This is a genomic window from Clostridium sp. DFI.1.208, assembly GCF_024463855.1.
Taxonomy (GTDB): Bacteria; Bacillota_I; Bacilli_A; order Erysipelotrichales; family Erysipelotrichaceae; genus Clostridium_AQ.
In genome coordinates this window covers 1-23,899 of record NZ_JANGCA010000058.1, presented here as the reverse complement: position 1 = coordinate 23,899, position 23,899 = coordinate 1, and the positions used below count along the sequence as shown (strand labels likewise).

Here is a 23,899-nt window from a genome sequence, read left to right as displayed (position 1 = left end):
CATCAAAAAATTCAATATATCCTTCAAAATATACAAAAAAAGACAATTTCATTTCGAAAATTGCCTATATACAATAAAAAGCCTATGTCCTTACGAAAAGGTATAGGCTTTTGTCAACAATCTGAGAACAGTCTCGTGCTGTTCTTTTTTCTGTTCCTGCCACATACATTGAACTAGAGGTGAACAACGTATGAAGAAAACCTTCAAAAAACAGATGGCTGTGGTATTCGGAGCCATTGCCATGATCGGATATCTGTCGGTGCGCTTTTTTCCGGCACAGGAACAAAACGCAGCTCCGGTGATTTCCACGAAGGATGAAACGAAGCATATGCAGATTTATATGATGGACAGTGACAAGACGCTGGTTCCGCTATCCATACCGGTCAGTGAGGAGATGAGTGAGGAGGATAAGCTGGCACTCATGTTCTCCTATATGAGCGGCAAGCAGGAAATCAAGGGCTTTACGCCGCTGTTTACAAAGGAATGCAGCTTACAGTCCTCCTCCATTAAAAACGGCATCGTATCCCTGTACTTTGATGACTCATTGAAAAATTATGATGCGGATAACGAGCTGCGTATTCTGGAGGCGATCACATGGGGTGCTACACAGTTCCATGATATCGAACAGGTGAAGCTGTATCTGAATGAAAAGCAGCTGAGCGAAATGCCGATTGCACAGACACCGATTCCCGAAATTCTCAACCGCAGCATTGGCATCAATCATTTTGAAACCTCAACAACCTCACTGCATGACTCTGCCTCTCTGACGGTATTTTATACAAAAAAGGTACAGGGGAATGAGTATATGGTTCCCAAGAGCAAGCGGGTTGCACAAAGTCAGGGGGATGCCTTGAAGGCGAGCGTTGAGAATATCCTTTCCGATATCAGTGTATCCAGTGCGCTTGATCAGCCGCTGTATGCCGATGATATCAAGGTTAGCAGCTTTGATGTTTACGATGGCTCCCTGATTGTGAATCTGAACAAGAACATCCTTGCCAGCAACCGCAGTGTGAAGCAGGATGTATACAATGCACTGGTGCTTTCGCTTGCTGCGCTGCCCGGCATTGAAAAGGTGGAGGTACGCGTGGACGGGGTCACGGTTTCACCAAAGGATCAGAAGGAAGATATGGTATCGGTGTACGCTTTGACGTATAATGAGGTGCAGTTCTAGCGTATTTAAAAAAAACACTTCTAAATGTCTGCATTTTTTGGTATGATAATAGCGGTGGTAAAAATGAAGATAGTAGTAGTCAGTGACAGTCACGGCCGTGATGATGCGCTGGAATATGTTCTGCAGAAGCACAGCGATGCCGATGCATATATACACTGCGGAGATATTGATGCGGATCCGGGGGCTTTTCCCCAGTTTGTGACGGTTGGTGGTAACAACGATATATTTTATGATTATCCGGATGAGCAGATTTTGAGTATCGGGACTCATCGTATCTTTATTGTACATTCTCATCAGTTCATGTATTCTCGCAGAAGCCAGCAGATGGCGGATGCCGCAAGGGATCGCAGCTGTGATATTGTCTGCTATGGACATACGCATATCGCGGCGGATGAAACGGTGGACGGGATCCGCTTGATCAATCCAGGTTCCCTGTGGCGAAGCAGGGATGGAAGAGGTCCCAGCTATGCGTTGCTGAGCATAGAGGCTGACACAGTGGATGTACAATTTGAATTTCTGCCGCAGAAGCAGAAGAAAAGCAAGTTTTTCTGGTAGGACGAACCGTACAAGCTGCGGTTTTTCTTGCGTTATCAGGATTTCAAATCACATAGGTGATTGAAATAGATGGAAGATACACAAAGTAAAGAAAGGTGTTAGAGATTATGGAAAGAAAAATAGGAACGGTATCCAGAGGTGTGCGCTGCCCGATTATCCGTGAAGGAGATGATCTGGCTGCCATCGTTTCACAGAGTGTGCTATCGGCGGCGGAAGCGGAGGGCTTTGCGCTGCGGGACCGTGATGTTATTGCGGTAACGGAGTCCATTGTTGCCAGAGCGCAGGGAAACTATGCGTCTGTGGAGGCGATTGCTGCAGATGTAAAGGAAAAGCTGGGAGGAGAAACCATCGGCGTTATGTTCCCAATCCTGAGCCGTAACCGTTTTGCAATCTGCCTGAAGGGAATTGCAAAGGGTGCGAAGAAGGTTGTTCTGATGCTGAGCTATCCAAGTGATGAGGTTGGAAACGAGCTGGTATCCATTGAAAAGCTGGATGAAGCGGGAATCAATCCGTACAGCGATGTCCTGAGCCTGGAAGCATATCGTAAGCTCTTTGGTGAAAACCGTCATGAATTTACCGGTGTTGACTATGTGAGCTACTATGGTGATCTGATCCGCTCCTGCGGTGCTGAGGTGGAAATTATTTTCGCCAACCATCCAAAGGAAATCCTTAAGTATACAAAAAATGTTCTGACCTGTGACATTCACACAAGAGCAAGAACAAAACGCATTCTGAAAGCAAACGGTGCTGAGCGCGTCTGCGGTCTGGATGATATTATGACAGCGTCCATTGACGGCTCCGGATACAATGAAGCCTTCGGTCTGTTGGGCTCCAATAAATCCACGGAGGATATGGTGAAGCTGTTTCCAAGAAACTGTCAGCCTCTGGTACAGGCGATCCAGAAGCAGATACTGCAGGCATGCGGAAAGCATGTGGAGGTTATGGTGTACGGCGACGGTGCCTTTAAAGACCCTGTCGGAAAAATCTGGGAGCTTGCGGATCCTTGCGTTTCTCCTGCATACACCGCAGGTCTGGAGGGCACTCCGAATGAACTGAAGCTGAAATATCTGGCAGACAATGATTTTGCACAGCTGAAGGGAGAGGAGCTGCAGAAGGCAATCGAGGCGAAAATCCGCGAAAAGGAAGACAACCTGGTAGGAAACATGGCTTCTCAGGGAACAACGCCAAGACGTCTTACGGACTTGATCGGCTCACTCTGTGACCTGACCAGCGGCTCCGGAGATAAAGGAACACCAATCGTACTCGTACAGGGATATTTCGATAATTTCACAAACTAAAAGATGATGAGCATCACTACATAAAATACCATTGCGTTCGCAATGGTATTTTGCTATGTCTGCGTTTGCCAGATATCTTCGGCAATAGGGGATTTACAATCATGACTTCTGTGCAGATGGCATGAGGCGTGCTTGCATAAATTCTGGAAGGGGCGGCATGCTGATTCCTATAGAAACAGGCTAAAGCTTCTGCAAGTAGAAACGAACTGAAAGCTTCTGCAAGATTGCGCATAGTCTCGTGTCGCTTTGTTGAAAGCACAGTATGCTGCAGACAACCGGTCATTTTCTGAAGGGGGGTACAGCGATGAACAGGCGTATGCCATAGAATTCGCGAACATGCATCATGAGAGCTTCATAAACGGCATGCGTGTTGAATATGCTATGGAGCAATATGGGAATGCACACGGAGGCGCACCTGCTTTCTCGATTTTTCTTAGGGAGAAGGCTTTTTTTATTATCGACTTGCATCGGATACAGCAGCTTGCTGACATTAAAAGGAATGGAAAGGGTTCTTTTTTTGGATGTCTCGCATACCATAGTATAGAGGTGAGCTTATGTCGTTTTTATCGTTTCAGGAGTTTCTATCGTATTTTTCCAAGGATATGACCATGCTTTTTCATACCGATCAGCTGGAATTGTATTTGAAGCAGTATGTGGCATTCTGCAAAAAGCATCATATCCAGCCCAATCTTCTTGAATTGCACCGGGAGTATGCGAATATGCATGTCTGAGTGTCGAAGCCTGCCGGTTTTCATCGGTTTGCGTATGGCGAATATCGACAGATTCATAACAGCGGCAGGTGTATACTGTGCCATGAAGGAGGGATGCTTGTATGGAGAGCTATGTAGAAGTCAGTATGCTGCATAACACCGCAACCATTCTGTTGTCTTTTTTAATGGCATCCTATGCCTGTGTACAGCCGCTGCCGATACGAAAAATGCTGGTCTATGCGCTGGCTCTCAGCATACCGGGCTGCCTGCTGTTCTTTCCCGGCTCGTGGGTGCTCCTCGTGCTTGAAGAAATCGTCTTTTTTTTCTGGCAGTTTCGCTTTTGCGCAAAAAGCTGGATGATGATGCAGGTGATTCGCATGCTCTGGTACATGACATCCTTCGCGTTTTATCAGGGCGGTTTTCATAACTTTCTCTGGTTTGTACCTCTTCATGCAGCTGTATACTGGCTGTGGCTGATCTATGTGCTTTTGTTTGCGCTGCTGCATGTAAAATGGAAGGATATGCTGGCACGCATGAATTACTTATACCGGCTGCATATCGAGCTTGCGGATACGACGCTGCATTTGAACGGATGGCTGGACAGCGGTAATCTGTTGAGCTATGAAGGGATACCGGTCCTGTTTGTTTCTTCCTCCTATGAGGCATATTTTAAGAAACAGGACATAGAATTGGTAGTAATGAATACCGTTGACGATACCTCTGTCATACGCTGCTATGCCTGCATGGCGGCAATAGAGGGATGCCATAAGCACAGGGTGCTGATCTGCTGCAGAAACCATGTAAGCCTTCCGCTGAACTGCGAAGTATTGCTGAACATGAATATGATGACACTGGGGTGATGATGATGAAAAAAATGCTGCAACTCATTCGCTTTTTATTTGTGAAACAGGATGTCATGGAGGTCTATTACATCCAGGGAAATGATGTACTTCCCAAACCGCTGGACAAGGAGGAGGAGCTGGCTGCGCTGATTGCTCTGGAAAACGGGGATGAGGAGGCCCGCAATACACTGATTGAACATAATCTTCGTCTTGTCGTATACATCGCAAAGCGCTATGAAACCAATCCGATTTTCATGGAGGATCTGATCAGCATTGGAAGCATCGGGCTGATCAAGGCGGTCAACACCTTTAAACGGGACAAAAATATCAAGCTGGTGACCTATGCATCCCGCTGTATAGAAAATGAAATCCTGATGTTTCTGCGCAAAAAAAGCCGCCGCAAGGTAGAGGTCAGCTTCGATGAACCGCTCAATATCGATTATGACGGCAATGAGCTTCTGCTGTCGGATATCCTGGGAACCGATGACGATGTCGTAACCAAGGAATTTGAAAAAAAAGAAAATAAGCGGGAGCTTCTGGAGGCGATGTCAACTCTGAAGGAGCGGGAGCGTCAGATATTGCAGATGCGCTATGGCATTCAGCATGAAGAGCTGACCCAAAAGGATATCGCCAAGCGTCTGGGAATTTCACAATCCTATATATCCCGCTTGGAAAAGCGCATTATCGCCAAGCTGAAGGTACAGATGAAGAACTCACAGTAAGCATATGGATGCATCGCTCTGCTTGGGCGTGCTCGCAAACCCCATACAGGGAATGCAAATCTTCGCATATACGAAAAATATCCTGAGAAGCAGTTGGACAGGCGTTTGATCCGACTGCTTTTATATTACTTTTGTCAAGGCTATTTTCCTTCCAATTACTTACAGGAAAAGCTGCCTGCATTCACGCATAACAAAGAAACGGCTCGGGCACACTGCTAGTACAGACACTAGGAGGCAAAGAGCATATGAGTCGTTATAAAGTAGAAATCAGCGGTATCAATACCGCACAGTTAAAGGTTTTGACAAATGCAGAAATGAAGGAGCTGTTCGTGAAACTCCAGCAGGGCGATGAAAGTGCAAAGGAAACATTGATCAATGGAAATCTGAAGCTGGTGCTGTCCATTGTACAGCGTTTTTCAAACCGCTGCGAGAATATGGATGATTTGTTTCAGGTTGGCTGCATCGGGCTTGTAAAGTCTATCGACAACTTTGATCTGAAGCATGAAGTGCGCTTTTCCACCTATGCCGTGCCGATGATCATGGGTGAAATTAAGCGCTATCTGCGGGATAATCAGGTGATCCGTGTGTCCCGTCATCTGAAGGATCTGGCATACCGGGCCTTTAAGCTGAAGGAGGAATATGTACATAAGCATCAAAAGGAGCCAAGCGTTTCCTGGCTTGCACAGCAGCTGGAGGTAAAGGAAAAGGATATTGTAGATGCACTGGATTCCACACAGAGTGTGCTGTCCATCTTTGAGCCGGTATACAATTCCGATGGAGATGAGCTGTATCTGCTGGATCAGATCAAGGATGATAAGGACGAAATCGAACATCTGAACAATTTGATGGCTTTAAAGCGCAGTCTGACCCGCTTAAAGGGCAAGGAGCTGGATATCATACAGAAACGCTATTATCAGGATATGACACAGACCGAGATTGCCGGAGAGCTGGGCATCTCACAGGCACAGGTATCGCGTCTGGAGAAAAATGCCATCGCGGTTTTGAAAAAAGAATTTGATTCCTAGGCAACATCAGCAGAGACCGGGCATATACTAAAACAGGTGATAGAATTGAAATATACGGATATTTGCGGAAGACAGGTTATCAATGTGATGGATGGCAGTATGATCGGACTCGTCAATGATGTGGAATTCGATCCGTGCACGTACGTGATCCATTCCATATTTGTACATCCTACGCAGTCCTTTGTGAAAAAGCTGTTTCCCTGGTTCTTTCCGTGTGATGAAATCGAGATTCCAACACAGGAAATCGAAAACATCGCGGGTGATGTTATTCTTGTGAAATTTCGATGCTGATGGTTTTTTACAAAAAGGCAGGCTTTTGAAACAGATTGTGCGACTTGTATAAATTTCATGAAAAATCCCTTTTTATAAAGGGGTTTTTGTGCTAGAATATAGATAATGTATAGGAGGGACGCGTAAATGAGCATCAGTCAGAAATTCAAAGAATTTATAGCGCCAATGGATGAAGATGACGTTTTAGAAGTAGAACAGGAAGATGATACTCCTTCTATTTCCGAATATGAAAGACCGAAATCAAAAGTAAATCACTTGCCAACCGATACGAAAATGGTTCTGTTTGAGCCTCGTTCCTTTGATGAGTCAGAAGAAATCGCCAAACGGCTGAAAGAAAACAAGGCGGCTGTTGTCAATCTGCACAAGCTGCAGCGGGACTATGCACAGCGTACCATCGATTTTTTAACCGGTGTAATCTTCGCTCTGGATGGAAGCATTCAGAAAATCGGGCATAATGTGATACTATGTACACCGCGCAGCGTGGCAGTACATGGAGAAATCAGCCTTGACGCAAGCGAGGAAGACTAACCATTGTCTGTCGCAATAGAGCATTATCGGGGTAACGAGGAATTCGTCCGGCGCCTTCAGGATCAGATTGATCGAATGGAACGCTGGAACCGGGTTGTTGTTACACCCTTTTTTTCGCCTGATCAGATACGGATTGCCGAACGCTTCTGCGGACATCAGATTTTGTATCGCAAGGAAGGCGGCTATGCGCAGGCCGAACGCTGCCGGCTTGCATTTCTGCCCTGGGAGGAGGAGATACAGATTCCGGTTCTTCATTTGAAGGCGGCAGTCTCCTCCGGCTTTGAAAAGCTGACGCACCGGGATGTGCTCGGGGCTTTGATGAATCTGGGAATCGAGCGGGAGAAAACCGGAGATCTCATCGTCGATCAGGATGTGGTGCATATGTTCGTGGATCCGGATATCGGAAATTATGTAACTGCCAATCTGACGAAAATCAAGCACTGCGGCATTCATCTGGAGCCTAGTGACGAGTCTGTCAGCTATGAGCCAAGGATTGCATATAAAACTATGATCGTATCCTCTCTTCGTCTGGATACGCTGGTATCTGCGATTGCAAAGCTCAGCCGGGCGAAGGCGGCAGTCCTCATACGTGGCGGACAGGTAAAAGTTGATCATGTAATACTTGAACAAACATCCTATTTGTGCGATAATACTTGTGTTATTTCCATTCGCGGACATGGAAGATTCCAGCTGAAAGAGGTTGTGAAGGAAACAAAAAAGGGAAATCTTGTCATTGAGGTTGGCATGTATCAGTGAATAGGAGAGGGATTATGGACAGATACGCATTTGATACAATGAAAAATGGATATAATCGCTATCAGGTGGAGGATTACATTCAGACACAGAAGCTGCAGATGGAAAGCCTTCAGAAAAAACTGGAAAAAGCCAACTTACTGAAAGAAGAACTAACCAGAGAATATCAGGAGCTGGAAATGCGCTACCGGGATGTCAGTGAGAATCTCGAGGTCAAAGAAAAAGCTGCGGATGAAATGACACGCATGGCGATGAAGGAAGCAAATATGATCGTCGATACGGCGCACCGCAACGCTGATGCCATTGTGAAGGAAGCTTTGATGATGGCGCGTGGAATTTTAATGGAAGTGGCACGCCTTGGTGATGAGGCAAATGATCTGAAGGGCAGTATGCGCAAGGAGCTGCAGAAAATCACACAGGCACTGGATGATTTTGAAGCTCCGGAGATACCGGATCTTGATTTATTGAAAAAAGAAATATAAATGCTGAGATAAAGACCTGCTTCTATATGTGGACTTGAAGAGAGCTGACGGTTGGTGAAAGTCGGTAGGAAGGATATAGAAGATATCACTTTGGAGCAGATTTCCTGAAAGCAGTAGGGAAATACGATACGCTTGTCGTTATAAGCTGAGGGCACATGAGAAGCATGTGAACTAAGGTGGTACCGCGTTACAAGACGTCCTTAGATATAAGGCGTCTTTTTTTCGTAAAAGGAGGAAATTGATATGGAATACAAGGACACACTGTTAATGCCGAAAACAAAGTTTGAGATGCGTGGAAAATTACCGACAAAGGAGCCGGGCTTTCAGAAACGCTGGAAGGAAGGCGAAATCTATGAAAAAATGCTGGAGAACCGTGAGGGCTGTGAAGCGTTTGTTTTGCATGACGGGCCTCCCTATGCGAATGGGGACATCCATTTAGGACATGCCCTGAATAAGATTTTGAAGGATGTCATCGTCCGTAACCGCTATATGGCAGGCTACAAGGTACCGTATGTACCTGGATGGGATACCCATGGTCTGCCGATTGAAACAGCAATCCAGAAGCTGGGGCATAACCGCAAGGAAATGGAGCTGTCTGATTTCCGCAAGCTGTGCTATGACTATGCTATGGAACAGGTTGAGCGTCAGAAAAAGGGATTTTTATCGCTGGGAGTTGTCGGCGATTATGATCATCCCTACATCACACTGACAAAGGAGTTTGAAGCACATCAGATAGAAATTTTTGCATCGATGGCGATGGATGGTTTGATTTACAAGGGGTTGAAGCCGGTCTACTGGAGTCCTTCCAGTGAAACGGCACTGGCGGAAGCGGAGATTGAATATAAGGATATCAAGAGTCCGACAATTTTCGTGAAATTCCCGGTCAAGGACGGCAAGGGTATCCTGGATAGCGATACATCGTTTGTTATCTGGACAACGACACCGTGGACCATTCCTGCCAATCTGGGAATCTGTCTGAATAAGGATTATACCTATGCGCTGGTTGAAAGCGAGAGGGGCAAGCTGATTGTTCTGGAAGAGCTGGTCGATGCACTTTGGGAGAAATTCGGACTTGAGCAGAAGCGAAAGATTGCGACGTTCAAGGGTAGTGAATTGGAAATGATCACCTGCCAGCATCCATTGTATGATCGTGAATCTCTGGTTATTCTGGGAGATCACGTTACGGCGGATGCAGGTACCGGTTGTGTACATACTGCACCGGGCTTTGGTGCCGATGACTTCTTCATCGGACAGAAATACGGCCTGCCTGCCTATTGTAATGTGGATGAGCACGGCTGCATGATGGAGGATGCCGGAGACTGGCTGAAGGGACAGTATGTCGATGATGCCAACAAAACGGTTACGCAGAAGCTGGATGAGCTGAGTGCGCTGTTGAAGCTGGAATTTATCACACACTCCTATCCGCATGACTGGAGAACAAAGAAGCCGATTATTTTCCGAGCAACCACACAGTGGTTTGCATCCATTGATAAAATTCGTGAAAAGCTGCTTACAGAGATTGCAAATGTGGACTGGATTCCGAAGTGGGGACAGCAGCGTATGCACAATATGATCGCTGACCGCGGTGACTGGTGTATTTCCCGTCAGCGTGCATGGGGTGTACCGATTCCGATTTTTTATGCAGAGGATGATACGCCGATCATGGATGAGGCTGTATTTGCCCATGTGGCAAAGCTGTTCAAAGAGCATGGCAGCAATATCTGGTTTGAGAAGGAGGCAAAGGAGCTGTTACCGCAGGGCTACACGCACCCGGGCTCTCCGAATGGAGAATTCCGCAAGGAAACCGATACGATGGATGTATGGTTTGACTCCGGTAGCTCTCATACCGGTGCTATGATGGAACGCGGACTGGGTTATCCTGCCGATCTGTATTTTGAGGGAAGCGATCAGTATCGCGGATGGTTTAACTCCTCTTTAATCATCGGTACGGCAGTGCACGGGCGTTCTCCTTACAAGCAGGTGCTGAGCCACGGCTTTGTTATGGATGGCAAGGGTGTGAAAATGAGCAAATCACAGTGGAACGCGGTAGCGCCGGGAGAAATTACGAAGAAATATGGCGCGGATATCCTGCGTCTGTGGGCGACAAGTGTTGATTATCAGGCAGACTGCAGTATGTCCGATGAGATTTTAAAGCAGATCAGCGAGCAGTATCGCAAGGTGCGCAATACGTTCCGTTTCATGCTTGCCAATGTCAATCCGGAAGAGGATTTCACAAGGGAAGACCTTGTAGCTATCCAGGATTTGCCAGAGCTTGATAAGTATATTCTGGTATTGCTGAATGAAGTGAATGAAAAGGCGATCAAGGCGTATAAGGAATATCGTTTTGCGGATATCACCAATATGCTGAGCAACCTGATGACAAATGAGCTGTCTGCGTATTATATGGATTATACGAAGGATATTCTGTATATCGAGAAAAAGGATTCCCCAAGACGCCGTCAGGTACAGACGGTGCTGTGGCATGCGGTCAATACCCTGGTACGACTGTGGGCACCAATCCTTGTGCATACCTGTGAGGAGGTCAATGATTTCTTCCATACAGAAGCGGAAAGTATCCATCTGGGAAGCTTTGCGCAGCCGCTGGATGTGCACAACGCAGATGCAATCAAAGCGGATATGGAACGCATGATGGCAATTCGTCAGGATATTTTCAAGGCGCTGGAGGAAGCACGTGCGGAAAAGGTGATCGGAAAATCTCTGGAAGCGCATGTTATCGTGAATGTGAGTGATGAAGACCGTGCATTGATTGAGAAGCTGTGCGGAAATCATTTCAACCAGTGGCTGATTGTTTCAAAGGTCAGCTTCTCCGTGGACAAATTGAAGCAGTATGAGGTTTGCGGCGTGGCGATTGAGAAGTGTGAAGGCAAGGTTTGTCCTAGATGCTGGAATATTACAGCATCCCATGCCGAGGACGGTCTTTGTGAGCGCTGTGCAGAGGTGTTGAAGTAGTCAGCGGCATAAGTTGCATAATGAGGAAATGATGAATGACAGATGAACAGCGGTTTGTCTGTCATTTTTCGTATTTTTATAAAAAGAGTTGTTGTTTTCTATGGAAAAGCCGTGTGAAATACAGTACAATAACGGAAGAGATGAAATGAAGGAAAGCCGCGTGAAAGCATGGCGGTTTAAACATAAGGAGCGCATTATGGAAATAACATCACTGACCAATGCAAAAGTAAAGCAGTGGGCGAAATACAAGGAGAAAAAGTATCGGGAAAAGGAACGCAGATTTCTGATTGAAGGGGAGCATCTGATCGAAGAGGCTGTACGGGCAAATCTGGTGGAGTGCATCATCGTTGAAAGAGAAAAACCGCATCCATTTCAGCAGTTTCCGGTGTATGAGGTCACGCCGGAAATTTTGCGGAAGCTGGAAAGCAGTGTTTCCGGTACCTGGATCATGGCGGTATGCCACATGCCGCAATACAGTGAGGCGGATTATGGGCAGCGGGTCATCGTACTGGATGATGTGCAGGATCCGGGAAATGTCGGAACGATCATTCGCACAGCGCTGTCCTTCGGATATGATGCTGTCCTGCTGTCTGCACACAGCTGCGATATTTATAATGAAAAGGTGATTCGTTCCACACAGGGGGCCTTGTTTCACATTCCGGTGATACGGGGGGATGTACATGCCATGCTGATGGAATTGAAGCAGCGGGGAAGCAGGATTCTTGCGACGTCTCTACACAATGCCTCAGCACTTCGTGAGGTGGCAGTACCTGAAGCATTTGCACTTGTTTTTGGTAATGAGGGAAAGGGCGTCAGCGAGGAGGTTCTGCGTCTGGCCGATACCCATGTGTTTATCGAGATGCACACCTTTGAATCCTTAAATGTTGCTGTAGCGGCAGGCATCTGCATGTATGCGTTTAAAAAGTGATACGGCTTATAAAAGTGGTGTCAAGGCAGAAAGAATATAAAATGAATATCACATTAGTATCACACGAAGTTTTGGTTTGAATGCTTATAAATGAAAAACGATATAAAAATTTGACAAAAAAAACTTTCCGTGTTTTTTCTATGCTATAATATAAATGTTAAGATTTTGGCAATACCAAAAGGGGCTTTTGTGAAAATATGGCTGAGTTTTCACACCTTTCATGTTTATGAACCTAATACATTGTAGAGTGGGGAATAGCATGATTCACAGGTGATGATGGATGCTTTTTTGCAGATACTGCATGGAAAACAGCTGATTTTGAAAATCACCTGTTTCATAAATTATAACTTGTGAAGTATTGCCTGCTGAAAAAAGGAGAAGAGAAAAATGAACGTTAAGAATTTGAAGAAGAACAAGAAGGGATTTACGCTGGTTGAAATCATCGTGGTTCTGGTTATCGTCGGTATCCTGATGGCGCTGGCTGTACCGGCTGTTATGAAGTATATCAATGAGGCAGCAGAAACGAAAGTGCAGTCTCAGGTAAGGGCAGGTTATGTTGCAGCACAGTCTTATGCGACAAGTCAAATTGGAGAAAATCCAGGTATTTCTAATGATGATTTGAAACAGAAAGTTAATAATGTTGATGCCATAAATGGCGAGTTAGGTCTTTCTAAAACCGGTGAAGGCGCTGCGGCTAAATATCCTGAAGGTGCTGTTGAAAGCATTGTGTGTGAATTGACAGATAAGAAAATAGACAGTTGTACTATTAAAGTAGTAGGCTCTAGTGATGAATATACTGCAACACAAACAGATATTAAGAAAAAACAATAGATTTGATTAAATATAAAGCCTCTTTCAAGAGGCTTTATATTTACATGTTAACCTAAAGAAAGATGGTGAGATAATGGACTCTTTAATATTACTACTATATCTATATGCATTCCTGATTGGAATCTGTATCACCAGCTTTTTAAACGTGGTAATATGGAGGCTTCCACAGGGCCTATCCTTTGTAAAGGGAAGATCCTTTTGCCCTGCATGCCATCATCAGCTGCAGTGGTATGACCTGTTTCCAGTGTTCAGCTATCTGTTTCTGAAAGGGAAATGCCGATACTGCGGTAGTAAGATTTCAGCACGTGAAACTATACTGGAGGTTCTTGGCGGCTGTATCGGGATGTTTTGTTTCTATACCTATGGCTTTTCCTGGGATACCATTCTTGTATTTGCGGTATTCATGATTCTTTTAACAATCACCATGATTGACTTTGATACTATGACAATACCAAATGGTCTAATTATCGCTTTAATTGTTCCTGTTGGCATTTTCACAGTATTACATCCGGAAACAGCATTTCTGTCAAGAATAATTGGCTTCTTCGTTATTAGTCTTCCGATGTATGTGCTGACGCTTCTGATTCCGGATTGCTTTGGTGGTGGAGATATCAAGCTGATTGCTGTAGCCGGCTTTCTGCTGGGGTGGAAGCTGACCCTTCTTGCATTTTTTATCTCCGTACTGATTGGCGGAAGCTATGCAGTTTATCTGCTTTTATCAAGGAAAACGGAAAGCGGTGCGCATATCGCCTTTGGCCCTTATTTGTGTGCAGGAATTATGGTGGCGTTCCTATATGGGGAAAATCTGATACAGGCTTATTTATCATTGTTTGGATTATAAAACTGGCTTGGAGGTAATACAGGTATGGCGGTTTATAAATATACGGCAAAGGATATAAATTCCAAAAGAATTACAGGCAAAATGGAGGTAAACAGCAGGAATGAGCTTGCTGCTTTTCTGCGTTCTAAGGAGCAGTATCTGATTGACTGTAAGGATGTGACAAATACACAGCAGAATACGTATAAACTGACGCTGAAGGAGCTGTCTGATTTTTCGCGCCAGCTGGGAGCAATGATTGGGTCCGGTGTCAGCCTGATACGTGCAATGTCTATCCTGGTGCAAAGAGAAAGCAAACCGAAAATCAAAAGTATTTACACGGATATGTACCGCAAGCTGCAGCAGGGACAGACCCTGTCTATGGCTATGGAATCTGAAGGCAAGGCATTTCCCGAGCTTATGATCAATATGTATCGAACCGGAGAAAGCAGCGGGCAGATGGAAAAGGTCGCTATGACGATGGCTTTGCAGTATGAAAAGGATGATCATATCAAACGAAAGATACGCAATGCCATGATCTATCCGATTATTCTGTTATGTGTGACTGTCTTTGTTATCATCGTTGTATTTACATGGATTATTCCAAGCTTCTCAAGCGTGTTTGAGGGAATGGATTTGCCGGTGATTACGAAAATTGTAAATGGTCTTTCGCAGATTATGATACATTACTGGTACTGGCTTCTCGTCGGTATTCTATGTATATTTGCATTGATTACAACGCTGCTTCGCATAGAAAGGGTGCGGTATCGTTTCGACAAAATGAAGCTGCGCATTCCCAAAATCGGTAAGCTGCTTTGCATTATCTATACAGCGCGTTTCGCAAGAAATATGTGTTCCCTGTATACAAGCGGTATTTCCATTATCAATGGTATGCAGATCATTCGTAATACCATAGGAAATAAATATATAGAATCACAATTCGATGGGGTCGTAAACATGGTGAGGAACGGAACCTCTCTGTCACAGAGCATACAGAAAATTGATGGATTTGATTCTAAGCTTGCAAGCTCCATTTATATAGGGGAAGAGAGCGGGCGTCTGGAGACGATGCTGACATCTCTGGCTGATGATTTTGATTATGAATCCGAGGCCGCATCTCAGCGTATGGTCACATTGCTGGAACCGGTTATGATTATAATTCTGGCGTTGATTGTATTGTGTGTTATGCTTGCAGTATTGCTTCCAATCTATCAGATGTATCAGAATCCAGCAAGTCTAAAGTAAAGGGAGAAGCTTATGGTAAAAGAATATGTATTATTTATATCATCACATGCTGTACAGATGATTTACGGATCATGTGATAAGAAAGATATGATAAAGGTAGAAGCGTTTCATGAATATCCTTTGGAAGAAGGAGCAATGATCAATGGTGTAATTACGGATGATACCTCCATCCTAGACATTTTGAAGGAGCTGCATGAAAACGGATTAAAGGAAACCAGACTCGTGATTGACAGCGGGCAGATTCTGGTGAAAAACATACGGGTTCCGCTGCTGTCAAAAAAGGAGCTGCTGAAGGTCGCAAAGGATGAATTATCTGATATTGATGGTAGCTATGAGGATTTGATTTATGATTACAGCGTTTTGCAGCCATCATTTGAAGAAGAAGAGAAAAAAGGCGGCGAAATTCTATGCTGTGCAGCAGAGAGGAAGCTGCTGACAAGCTACATAGAGCTGTTTGAAGCAGCTGGAATCAAGCTTAAAAGCGTTGATATATCCATCAATGCTCTCCATAAGCTGACACAGGAGCTGGCAGACTTAACAGGGAAAACGTATATCGTATCAGTTCTGGATGGCAATAATGTATCCTCTTATTTGTTTGAAAGGAACCATTATACCTTCTCGAATAGAACACGTCTGTTTTCAGAACGTGGGACACAGGCCTTTATTTCAGAAATGAACAGTAATATATCACAGCTCATACAGTTTAGTAAATCCAAGCAGAGTCCATACCCTGTGGAAAGAGCTTATTTTTGCGGTTTGGATGATGCGGAGGAGCTTATGGTGTTTGAAAGTATACGCAACAATCTGAATTTGCAGGCTGATCAATTTCCGGATTCTAAGATTGTCTATGTGACACAGGATTCCTATCACGATTTCCATTTGCATGATTATGTGTTTCCCGTAGGATGTCTAATCAGAAAGTGAGGTGAAGGAGATGTTTCAAAATGGATTGAGAAATAAAGATATTGATTTACTGAAGGTCTATAAACAGAAGAAAGAAGCTTCTCCTTATGCCAGTGCCCTGAAATATCTGGCTTTTCCCATTACTGCAGCAGTTATCCTGCTATCCTGGTTTGGTATCGTAACCTACCAGAATCATGCATTGGATTCTGATATTGCAGCAGCAAAGGCAGAATTAAAGCAGGTGCAGAAACAGATTGCAGAGGATCCGGATTTGGAGAAATACCAGTCCCTGCAGAAGGCGATGAATGATGTAGAGAAATATAAGACTCTGCATAAGGACATTCAGTCCTATCCGCAGCTGAGTCAGAATACATTTGATCAGATATTGATTGCTTCGGATGTGAATACCTCCATTGTATCCCTGTCTTATCAAAGAGAAACTCAGATTGTGACGCTGCAGGTGGAATCTCTTACATCCCAGGATACGGAACAATTCGTCAGAAGACTGAAAAAGAGTAAGACTTTTGAAGCTGTTGACTATGCGGGATATGCGCAATCAGAGAAAACGACAAAGACGGCAGAAACCAATGAGAAAGCGACAGAAAATGTAAATGACAATACAGAAAAAGATGCGGATACGAAAAGCGATTCAGAATCCGCAGCACAGCAGCTGCTGGATTTGTTAAATAAAACAAAGGAAACAAATGCACAAGCTAATAAACAGACGACGACGGTATATTCAGCTACTGTCCTCTGTAAACTGAAGTAGGTGAAGGTATGCAGACATTAACAAAGAGAGAGAAAATACTGCTGTATGTTTTATTATGTATTATCATTTTTGCCGGAGGGCTGTTTTGGATGCTATTGCCGGCTTTGGAAAAGCATACTACGCTGAAAGCTGATTATGATACTGCACAGCTGGAGCTGCAGTCAGCGAAAGCATCGATTATCAATTATGGCGATCTGGATAAGCAGCTGAAAGAGACCTCGGAGGAGTTAAAGAATATCAAGAATAAATTCTATGAAGAAATGAATAAGGAGGATGTTGATAATCTTATCACCTCTATGACGATTGAGCACGGCTTAACTCCTGTCAGCCTGAGTATTGCAGAAGCTGATAAGGAAGACATTGTGAGCTATACCGAATATCAGCTGCAGCAGAAAAAGGGGGCTTCTTCCAAGAGCAAGGACGGAGAACTGAAGGTTTATAATGTGAATCTGAGTGTGTCCGGTGCAATATCGGATGTTCAGACACTGGTGGATGATGTAAGGACGACAAAATCATTGAAGGTGTCGGGAATCACCTATTCTGAAGATGATGAGGAAATGACAACAACGATTACATTTAAGCTGTTTATGATCTAAATATAGAGAGGTGAGAATATGAGAAAAAATCAGAAGGGATCTGCATTGTTGTGGGCAATCACTGTCATCATGGTTTTGATGATAACCGTTGCGGCTGCACTGGGTATTTCATATTCTTACTATAACAGAAGTGTAAACAACAACAGCAAACGTCAGGCTTATCTGACGGCAAAGGGTGTTATTCAGAATATTGTTGAGAAAATTGAACTGGACAACAGTGATTATATCGCTATGATACCGGAAGAGGAAAACCAATCGACACCACTGAATATTGATATTCCGGAAGCATCTAAGATTGGGAAGGTGACAGAAGCGAAAATTTCCCGTGTCAAAGTGGATAAGGATAAAGATATCCGTGGTAAAATTACGATATCGGTTACTGTAGATTATGCAGAGCAGAAGGAAACTGTGAATGCCGATATGCAGCTGGGAAGAACCGGTGATTTAAAAAAATGGCAGCTATTAAAATACTATAAGGGACAGGGTGCTGAGGTACAGGAAAATATCAATATCAAGAATGCGAAGATTATGATGTCGCATTTAACACCTCTATACGAAGCAGCATGTACAAGTAATCAAGCAATGCAGGAATATGTGAAAAGCGATTCTGAAATATATGAACGAATGATCGCAGAGTATGAATCATGGAAAAATTATGCAAATAATGGATATTATAGTAATGATCGTATGAGAGAATATATATATACTGGTATTTATAAAAAAGCATTACCTGTATTTGATGTTTCTGCAGCTGGAAACCTGTCGGATCATATGAAGTCAATTCCTTTATATATGAAAACATTCTGTACAAATGGTAAGAAAACATCATTGATATACGCAAATACAGAATCAAATATGAAATCAGGTGATTGGAGAGCGTATTTGGTGTTTGATATTGAAACAGGGCACTGGTATGATGTTACGAATGCCAAAGGAGAGCCATATAATGGATTGACGCTATTGAATTATAGCCAAGATAAAGGAGAAACAGCTTCAGATGAAGTTGTTAAATGGGAAAATTTCAAAAAAACGTATTTTATACCAGAACGATGTGTTGATTAAAGGAAGAGGTGATGGAAATGAATAAAAGAGGTATGACTTTAATTGAAATGATTGCAGCTCTAGCGATTCTTTCCATCGCCAGTTTGACGCTATTCGGAGGATTTTCCGCAGTATTGCGAATTATGGGGAATTCAAGCACAATTAAAAACAACAGCGATATGCTTCTTTCCTATGCAGAAAAAACAATGAAAAACGATGTGGTGGAGAATATTCAAATACATACAAGCAGTGTAACCTATACGATTTCATCAGATCAGGGGAGTGTGCCGGTTACTAGAAATATATCCATATTGAACGTAAAAGACGATGACAAGGTACATTTAAAGGCACTGGAGGAACCAGGCAATCAGGAAAAAGTAAAGGATACATCGGTTTATAAGGAATTTAAGTCTAATCTGGATGAATTTTATCAATCGATAAAGAAAGCGAAAGAAGAACACGAAGTTATGGAAAGCGGAAATTCATATAACGCTTCTTTGAAAAAAGTGCATATTCTGATGTCATCTAAATGGATGCAATTTCCAAAAGAACTTCTTCCGAATAGCTATCGTTCAAAGCTGGGAGCACAGGATGTTTATGTATTTCCATATTATCCGTGGGAAATAACAAAAGGTGAGTTACAACATGAACATGGAGGTCTCTTGATCATGTTAAATCAAAGAGATAGGTTGGTGGATACAAGTATAGATTTTGATGATTATCTCTATATAATTTATGACTATGATAATGATCGATGGTATTATTGTGATCAGGATGCTTATAGAATTAAAGTTGCTTTTTCTTCATCGGATGGGAAAGTGCTGTATGATGTTAAAAATAACGGTTATATCAAGTCTTGGTCAGATATGAAAGATATTGTTAAGAATCCTAAAAATGGGTGGAAAGTCCTGGATATCCATGCAGAATTTAATAGAGATAATACAGACTCCATGTGGAAAAATGTAAGCTAATGATAGAAGGGAGGCGGCAGGGATGCACTTAGATAAAAAAGGTATGACGTTGATTGAAGTAATCGTTATTCTACTGCTGTCCTCTATTCTGATGGTCATAGCAGGTGGCTTGCTTTTAAATAGTATGGGGTATTTTAATCATACCGCACAGAGTAATTATGAGAAACAGGCGGTAGATGCTATTTCATCCTATGTGAGAGGGCAATTGATTTATGCGAATGAAGTGCAGATTGCCACGCAAAAGCCAGATCAATCCGATGATTGGCATTGGATTTCAGTCAATGACGATCATCGCCTGATGAAGGATGATACAACCGTATATAATGAAGATTTTTATAGAGGGAGAAAACTGAAAATAACTGCAAAATGCTATAGTGATAATTATCGCTTAGATCTATCCTTTGCATTTACTGATGATAATAAGCAGGCTTACAAAACCGCCGCTACTTTGGAACTGGTTAATATAAGAGCAAAGGATAAGAGGGGGGAAGCGATTGTTAACACAGGAATAAAGGGTAGACAGGTAGATATTACAGATCACAATAGCACAGAGGCAGGATATAAAATTTACTATAAGGTTAACGGCTCTCTACATATTGAGGATGATCCCGACTATGAATATCCGGATATTGATTATGATGATCCTTCATTTGAAGGTACCGTATACGATGAATTAAAATGCAAAGATGAAGCGGTTACCAAACCCGGTGAGGCAGGAAATAATAAGGGGACATGGCTTGCAAGCCATGATTATAAAAAGGGTGAGTTTGTTGACTATCTGGGCGTTACATATCGCGCAGTAAAGGATGCGAAAAGTGGAAATAATCCTTTTGATAATGATGGAAATGCATGGAAGCCGGTTAATCCTCCATATTGGGTTAAAGGAGCCAGCTATGAAGCAAAGGATGTTGTTATATACCAAATTACGAACGTATATTATCAAGCTACAGCGGATATCAATAACAGTAATGAATCACCGGATAATGAAAATAAAAAATGGCATAAATTAAGTTCCACAGAATTGAAAGAGATTATTGAAGAACATAAGCATAAGGATTTTTGTGAAGTTGATGAGAAGGAAGAAGGCGATTGGACTGTTGGCGGTGAGAAAGAACGTTGTGGTACTACTGATAATATAAAAGGTGTTTGGCAGATAGGTCAATACTACAAAGCAGGTACAATTATTGAATACCCAGAAGATTCTAATATCTGGTATAGAGTAACGAGTCATGCAGGGATTACATCAGATGCGGGGAATCCGCCAGATAGAATAGGGACATATCTTTATAAAAAATTGAAAGTGGATTATGATGATCAATCTACATATTTTCCAGGTGATATTATCAAATTCACAGATGGTAAATTTTATCAAGCTTATCAATTACGATTTATCACTCCAGGTTATTCTCCAGCAACAGCTCCTGGTTTATGGTCTAATGGATACGATAGTGTTGATGATTTGATAAGTGATACGGGTTACAAACCAAAATGTGATTTATCATGGTAAATAAAGGGAGCGTGTTTTATGAAAAACATACCAATAGGTGAAGTGCTGAAGGATTACGGCTACATCAATGAAGAACAGCTGCAGCGGGCTCTTGCAGAACAGAAAAAAGATCGTTCCAAGCGTCTTGGGCAGCATTTGATTGATTTAGGCTTTATCAGTGAGAACCAGATGCTGAAGGCACTGAGTGATAAACTGAATGAGCCGATGGTTGATTTGAACGAAGAAAAAATTGAAGTGGATGCTGTTGCAAAAATACCGAAGACACTGGCACAGAAATATAATCTGATCGCCATCAGTGAAAACAATGGACGCCTGACGGTGGTAACAAGTGATCCGTTGAATTTCTACGGAATCGAGGATGTTCGTCTGGTAACCGGCATGAACATCTCCGTATGTCTGTGTGAAAAGGCAGCAATCGATCGCGCCATTGATTATTACTATGCGGAAATCAAAGCCAGAGAGGCCGCTAATGTGGCAAATGAAAACGTTGTATCCTTTGAATTTGATGATACCGAGCTTTACAATTCCGAAGAGGATGATACACCGGTTGTTAAGCTGTTTAACAGTCTTTTGACAAGAGGCTACAATGCCAATGCCAGTGATATCCACATAGAACCGTTTGAGGATAAGACCATGGTTCGTATGCGTATTGACGGTATGATTGTGGATTATGTGCAGCTTGCTAAAAATCTACATCAGTCGCTGATCGTCCGCATTAAAATTGTAAGCAATATGGATATCGCCGAGAAACGCGTTCCGCAGGACGGACACTTTCTGACAACGATTGAGGGAATCCGTATGAATCTTCGTGTATCTGTGATTCCAACTGTATATGGTGAAAAGGCTGTTTTGCGTTTTCTGAACAGTAATACACCGATTCTGAATGAAAAGCAGTACGGCATGAATGCGGATAATTATGCGAAAATGTGCCGTATGATGGAGATGCCGCATGGTATCATTTATATTACTGGGCCTACCGGTAGCGGTAAAACAACAACCCTGTATATGATTCTGGAAACGCTGGCAAAACGTCAGGTGAACATCGCAACCATTGAGGATCCGGTGGAGAAGAATATCGAACGTGTGAATCAGATGCAGATCAATACCATGGCGGGACTGACCTTTGAGCGTGGATTGCGGGCACTGCTGCGACAGGATCCGGATATTATTCTGGTTGGAGAAACACGTGATGCAGAGACGGCATCCATTTCCGTACGTGCAGCCATAACCGGCCATCTGGTACTGAGCTCCCTGCACACCAACGATGCAATCAGCTCGATTGTACGTCTGGAGGATATGGGGATTGAACCGTATCTGATAGCAAACTCACTGGTGGGGAGTGTTTCTCAACGTTTGGTCCGTACAATCTGCCCGCATTGCAGAGAAAAGCTGAAAACGACACAGCTGGAACGTCAGGTGCTGGGAAAAGAAATAGAATATGTCTATCGGGGAGCCGGTTGTCATCACTGTAACCAGACAGGCTATAAGGGAAGAACAGCCGTACATGAGATCATACTGATTGATAAGGAAATGCGGAGAATGATTTCCTCTCATAAGGATATTGATGATATTTATGCGTATGTGAAAAAATCACAGCAGCTGCATACCCTGAGGGATGAGGCTGTAGAGCTTGTGATCAATGGACAGACAACGATGGATGAGCTGTACAAGATTACGGCTTATAGCGATTAGGAGGCTTGTTTATGAATGAATTACTGGAAAGTATGATTGCTTATGCCAGAGAGCACGGGTGCAGTGATATCCATCTCAATGTTGGAGGACCTGCCATGATTCGAAGGAATGGTATCCTGCAGGAGTATCCGGCGTTTATCAATGATACACAGACCACAGAGATGATTCTCTCTATGGTGGATGATCGATGGATGGAGGATTTTAAGCAGGGGAAGGATTTGGACTTCACCTATGTCAGTCGCGGAGAAAATCGGCAAAGGGTGAATGTATACCGACAGCAGGATAAGCTGTGTGCAGCGATACGAATCATCAATAATACGATTCTGACACTGGATGAGCTGTTAATGCCGGATATTCTGAAGCAGCTTGCCATGGAGCCGCGCGGTCTGGTGCTGGTGACCGGACCTACCGGTAGTGGTAAATCAACAACACTGGCAGCTGTTATGGATTTTATCAATGAACGTAGAAATTGTCATATCCTTACGATTGAGGATCCGGTGGAATATGTGTATCAGCGTAAGCAGGCCCTCATCCATCAGCGCGAAATCGGTCGGGATGTGGATAGCTTTGATACGGCGCTTCGCAGTGCAATGCGTGAGGATCCGGATGTCATCCTTGTAGGAGAGATGCGAGACTATGAAACAATCGCAGCGGTTGTAACGCTGGCGGAAACCGGGCATCTGGTGTTCTCTACTCTGCATACCATCGGAGCAGCAAAGACGATTGACCGTATCATCGACGTATTCCCGCCACATCGTCAGGAACAGATCCGTATGCAGGTTTCCGGTATACTGAAAGCTGTAATTACGCAGCAGCTGCTTCCAAAAAGCGATTCCAGCGGCCGCGTTGCTGCGTTGGAGGTTATGATCGGGACAGATGCAATCAGCAGCATGATTCGTGAGAACAAGGTACATCAGATCAATTCCATTATACAAACCGGTATGCGCGAGGGAATGCAGTCATTGAACTTTGCTTTGGCACGTTTGGTGAGAAATGGTATGGTAACAAGAGAAACAGCAGAGAAATACAGCGATGATCCACAGGAGCTGAAGCAGTATCTGCAATAGAAATCGGTTGCAGCAGAACAAAATAAAAATCAGACTTGTAAACAAAGTGCAAGTTCTGTATAATCCCGTCTTTGACAGTTTAAGAAAAAAATAACTCAAGAAAACCCTTTAGTTAAGGGTTAATCTTGAGTTTTTGGTTTTGCAGGTGAATATAGTAATTGATTTGCAACCTTAGACTGATGAAT

The 23,899-nt window shown here is 43.5% G+C and carries 24 protein-coding genes and 1 other annotated feature; all 24 genes read left to right on the top strand.

The window, feature by feature from the left end; genetic code table 11:
- Nucleotides 1-190 precede the first annotated feature (190 nt).
- Entirely contained in the window at nt 191-1,171 is a 981-nt protein-coding gene (locus NE665_RS20075) for a GerMN domain-containing protein (protein ID WP_117441407.1), read from the top strand.
- A 63-nt stretch (nt 1,172-1,234) separates the two neighbouring features.
- Complete coding sequence (locus NE665_RS20070) at nt 1,235-1,726, top strand: metallophosphoesterase family protein (RefSeq protein ID WP_117441408.1); 492 nt, start codon at nt 1,235-1,237, stop codon at nt 1,724-1,726.
- 107 nt (nt 1,727-1,833) lie between these two features.
- Nucleotides 1,834-3,024: a coenzyme F420-0:L-glutamate ligase gene (locus NE665_RS20065; protein ID WP_117441409.1), complete on the top strand. Its 1,191-nt coding sequence runs from the start codon at nt 1,834-1,836 to the stop codon at nt 3,022-3,024.
- Between the two features lie 554 nt (nt 3,025-3,578).
- Nucleotides 3,579-3,755 carry a hypothetical protein gene (locus tag NE665_RS20060; RefSeq protein WP_178760079.1) on the top strand — a complete coding sequence of 59 codons (177 nt, stop codon included), beginning with the start codon at nt 3,579-3,581 and terminating at the stop codon, nt 3,753-3,755.
- Between the two features lie 101 nt (nt 3,756-3,856).
- The gene (locus NE665_RS20055) at nt 3,857-4,594 is read left to right on the top strand and encodes a sigma-E processing peptidase SpoIIGA (protein ID WP_117441410.1); all 738 of its coding nucleotides are present in this window, start codon (nt 3,857-3,859) and stop codon (nt 4,592-4,594) included.
- A 5-nt stretch (nt 4,595-4,599) separates the two neighbouring features.
- Nucleotides 4,600-5,298 carry an RNA polymerase sporulation sigma factor SigK gene (gene sigK / locus NE665_RS20050; protein WP_233104796.1) on the top strand — a complete coding sequence of 233 codons (699 nt, stop codon included), beginning with the start codon at nt 4,600-4,602 and terminating at the stop codon, nt 5,296-5,298.
- Nucleotides 5,299-5,543: 245 nt separating this feature from the next.
- A complete protein-coding gene (locus tag NE665_RS20045; protein WP_117441412.1) occupies nt 5,544-6,323 on the top strand; it encodes a SigB/SigF/SigG family RNA polymerase sigma factor in 780 nt (259 codons plus the stop codon).
- A gap of 45 nt (nt 6,324-6,368) precedes the next feature.
- Nucleotides 6,369-6,614: a PRC-barrel domain-containing protein gene (locus NE665_RS20040; RefSeq protein WP_009589105.1), complete on the top strand. Its 246-nt coding sequence runs from the start codon at nt 6,369-6,371 to the stop codon at nt 6,612-6,614.
- Nucleotides 6,615-6,740: 126 nt separating this feature from the next.
- A complete protein-coding gene (gene sepF / locus NE665_RS20035; RefSeq protein WP_117441413.1) occupies nt 6,741-7,142 on the top strand; it encodes a cell division protein SepF in 402 nt (133 codons plus the stop codon).
- A gap of 3 nt (nt 7,143-7,145) precedes the next feature.
- Nucleotides 7,146-7,898 carry a YlmH/Sll1252 family protein gene (locus NE665_RS20030; RefSeq protein WP_117441414.1) on the top strand — a complete coding sequence of 251 codons (753 nt, stop codon included), beginning with the start codon at nt 7,146-7,148 and terminating at the stop codon, nt 7,896-7,898.
- A gap of 14 nt (nt 7,899-7,912) precedes the next feature.
- Nucleotides 7,913-8,377 (top strand): DivIVA domain-containing protein, encoded by a 465-nt coding sequence (locus tag NE665_RS20025; RefSeq protein WP_117441415.1) that lies wholly within the window; start codon nt 7,913-7,915, stop codon nt 8,375-8,377.
- Nucleotides 8,374-8,582: a binding site (T-box leader), on the top strand. It overlaps the preceding gene by 4 nt.
- A gap of 38 nt (nt 8,583-8,620) precedes the next feature.
- On the top strand, nt 8,621-11,347 hold the full coding sequence (gene ileS / locus NE665_RS20020) for an isoleucine--tRNA ligase (protein ID WP_117441416.1): 2,727 nt from the start codon (nt 8,621-8,623) through the stop codon (nt 11,345-11,347).
- Between the two features lie 100 nt (nt 11,348-11,447).
- Nucleotides 11,448-12,275, top strand: coding sequence for an RNA methyltransferase (locus NE665_RS20015; protein WP_256302612.1), 828 nt, complete (start codon nt 11,448-11,450; stop codon nt 12,273-12,275).
- A 387-nt stretch (nt 12,276-12,662) separates the two neighbouring features.
- Entirely contained in the window at nt 12,663-13,106 is a 444-nt protein-coding gene (locus NE665_RS20010; protein ID WP_117441417.1) for a prepilin-type N-terminal cleavage/methylation domain-containing protein, read from the top strand.
- Between the two features lie 73 nt (nt 13,107-13,179).
- The gene (locus NE665_RS20005; protein ID WP_117441418.1) at nt 13,180-13,947 is read left to right on the top strand and encodes an A24 family peptidase; all 768 of its coding nucleotides are present in this window, start codon (nt 13,180-13,182) and stop codon (nt 13,945-13,947) included.
- Between the two features lie 24 nt (nt 13,948-13,971).
- Nucleotides 13,972-15,168: a type II secretion system F family protein gene (locus NE665_RS20000; protein WP_117441419.1), complete on the top strand. Its 1,197-nt coding sequence runs from the start codon at nt 13,972-13,974 to the stop codon at nt 15,166-15,168.
- 12 nt (nt 15,169-15,180) lie between these two features.
- On the top strand, nt 15,181-16,092 hold the full coding sequence (gene pilM / locus NE665_RS19995) for a pilus assembly protein PilM (protein ID WP_117441420.1): 912 nt from the start codon (nt 15,181-15,183) through the stop codon (nt 16,090-16,092).
- A gap of 10 nt (nt 16,093-16,102) precedes the next feature.
- On the top strand, nt 16,103-16,840 hold the full coding sequence (locus tag NE665_RS19990) for a hypothetical protein (protein ID WP_117441421.1): 738 nt from the start codon (nt 16,103-16,105) through the stop codon (nt 16,838-16,840).
- A gap of 8 nt (nt 16,841-16,848) precedes the next feature.
- Nucleotides 16,849-17,436 carry a hypothetical protein gene (locus tag NE665_RS19985; protein ID WP_117441422.1) on the top strand — a complete coding sequence of 196 codons (588 nt, stop codon included), beginning with the start codon at nt 16,849-16,851 and terminating at the stop codon, nt 17,434-17,436.
- Between the two features lie 18 nt (nt 17,437-17,454).
- A complete protein-coding gene (locus NE665_RS19980; protein WP_178760080.1) occupies nt 17,455-18,498 on the top strand; it encodes a hypothetical protein in 1,044 nt (347 codons plus the stop codon).
- Nucleotides 18,499-18,515: 17 nt separating this feature from the next.
- The gene (locus NE665_RS19975; RefSeq protein ID WP_117441693.1) at nt 18,516-19,448 is read left to right on the top strand and encodes a prepilin-type N-terminal cleavage/methylation domain-containing protein; all 933 of its coding nucleotides are present in this window, start codon (nt 18,516-18,518) and stop codon (nt 19,446-19,448) included.
- A 22-nt stretch (nt 19,449-19,470) separates the two neighbouring features.
- On the top strand, nt 19,471-20,955 hold the full coding sequence (locus NE665_RS19970; protein ID WP_117441424.1) for a type II secretion system protein: 1,485 nt from the start codon (nt 19,471-19,473) through the stop codon (nt 20,953-20,955).
- Between the two features lie 18 nt (nt 20,956-20,973).
- Entirely contained in the window at nt 20,974-22,647 is a 1,674-nt protein-coding gene (locus NE665_RS19965; protein WP_117441425.1) for a GspE/PulE family protein, read from the top strand.
- Between the two features lie 11 nt (nt 22,648-22,658).
- Nucleotides 22,659-23,714: a type IV pilus twitching motility protein PilT gene (locus NE665_RS19960; protein WP_117441426.1), complete on the top strand. Its 1,056-nt coding sequence runs from the start codon at nt 22,659-22,661 to the stop codon at nt 23,712-23,714.
- Nucleotides 23,715-23,899 lie beyond the last annotated feature (185 nt).

Coding starts and splice junctions, on each gene's coding strand:
- NE665_RS20075 (WP_117441407.1), top strand. CDS start 191: ATGAAGAAAACCTTCAAAAAACAGATGGCTGTGGTATTCGGAGCCATT.
- NE665_RS20070 (WP_117441408.1), top strand. CDS start 1,235: ATGAAGATAGTAGTAGTCAGTGACAGTCACGGCCGTGATGATGCGCTG.
- NE665_RS20065 (WP_117441409.1), top strand. CDS start 1,834: ATGGAAAGAAAAATAGGAACGGTATCCAGAGGTGTGCGCTGCCCGATT.
- NE665_RS20060 (WP_178760079.1), top strand. CDS start 3,579: ATGTCGTTTTTATCGTTTCAGGAGTTTCTATCGTATTTTTCCAAGGAT.
- NE665_RS20055 (WP_117441410.1), top strand. CDS start 3,857: ATGGAGAGCTATGTAGAAGTCAGTATGCTGCATAACACCGCAACCATT.
- sigK (WP_233104796.1), top strand. CDS start 4,600: ATGAAAAAAATGCTGCAACTCATTCGCTTTTTATTTGTGAAACAGGAT.
- NE665_RS20045 (WP_117441412.1), top strand. CDS start 5,544: ATGAGTCGTTATAAAGTAGAAATCAGCGGTATCAATACCGCACAGTTA.
- sepF (WP_117441413.1), top strand. CDS start 6,741: ATGAGCATCAGTCAGAAATTCAAAGAATTTATAGCGCCAATGGATGAA.
- NE665_RS20025 (WP_117441415.1), top strand. CDS start 7,913: ATGGACAGATACGCATTTGATACAATGAAAAATGGATATAATCGCTAT.
- ileS (WP_117441416.1), top strand. CDS start 8,621: ATGGAATACAAGGACACACTGTTAATGCCGAAAACAAAGTTTGAGATG.
- NE665_RS20015 (WP_256302612.1), top strand. CDS start 11,448: ATGGAAAAGCCGTGTGAAATACAGTACAATAACGGAAGAGATGAAATG.
- NE665_RS20010 (WP_117441417.1), top strand. CDS start 12,663: ATGAACGTTAAGAATTTGAAGAAGAACAAGAAGGGATTTACGCTGGTT.
- NE665_RS20005 (WP_117441418.1), top strand. CDS start 13,180: ATGGACTCTTTAATATTACTACTATATCTATATGCATTCCTGATTGGA.
- NE665_RS20000 (WP_117441419.1), top strand. CDS start 13,972: ATGGCGGTTTATAAATATACGGCAAAGGATATAAATTCCAAAAGAATT.
- pilM (WP_117441420.1), top strand. CDS start 15,181: ATGGTAAAAGAATATGTATTATTTATATCATCACATGCTGTACAGATG.
- NE665_RS19990 (WP_117441421.1), top strand. CDS start 16,103: ATGTTTCAAAATGGATTGAGAAATAAAGATATTGATTTACTGAAGGTC.
- NE665_RS19985 (WP_117441422.1), top strand. CDS start 16,849: ATGCAGACATTAACAAAGAGAGAGAAAATACTGCTGTATGTTTTATTA.
- NE665_RS19980 (WP_178760080.1), top strand. CDS start 17,455: ATGAGAAAAAATCAGAAGGGATCTGCATTGTTGTGGGCAATCACTGTC.
- NE665_RS19975 (WP_117441693.1), top strand. CDS start 18,516: ATGAATAAAAGAGGTATGACTTTAATTGAAATGATTGCAGCTCTAGCG.
- NE665_RS19970 (WP_117441424.1), top strand. CDS start 19,471: ATGCACTTAGATAAAAAAGGTATGACGTTGATTGAAGTAATCGTTATT.
- NE665_RS19965 (WP_117441425.1), top strand. CDS start 20,974: ATGAAAAACATACCAATAGGTGAAGTGCTGAAGGATTACGGCTACATC.
- NE665_RS19960 (WP_117441426.1), top strand. CDS start 22,659: ATGAATGAATTACTGGAAAGTATGATTGCTTATGCCAGAGAGCACGGG.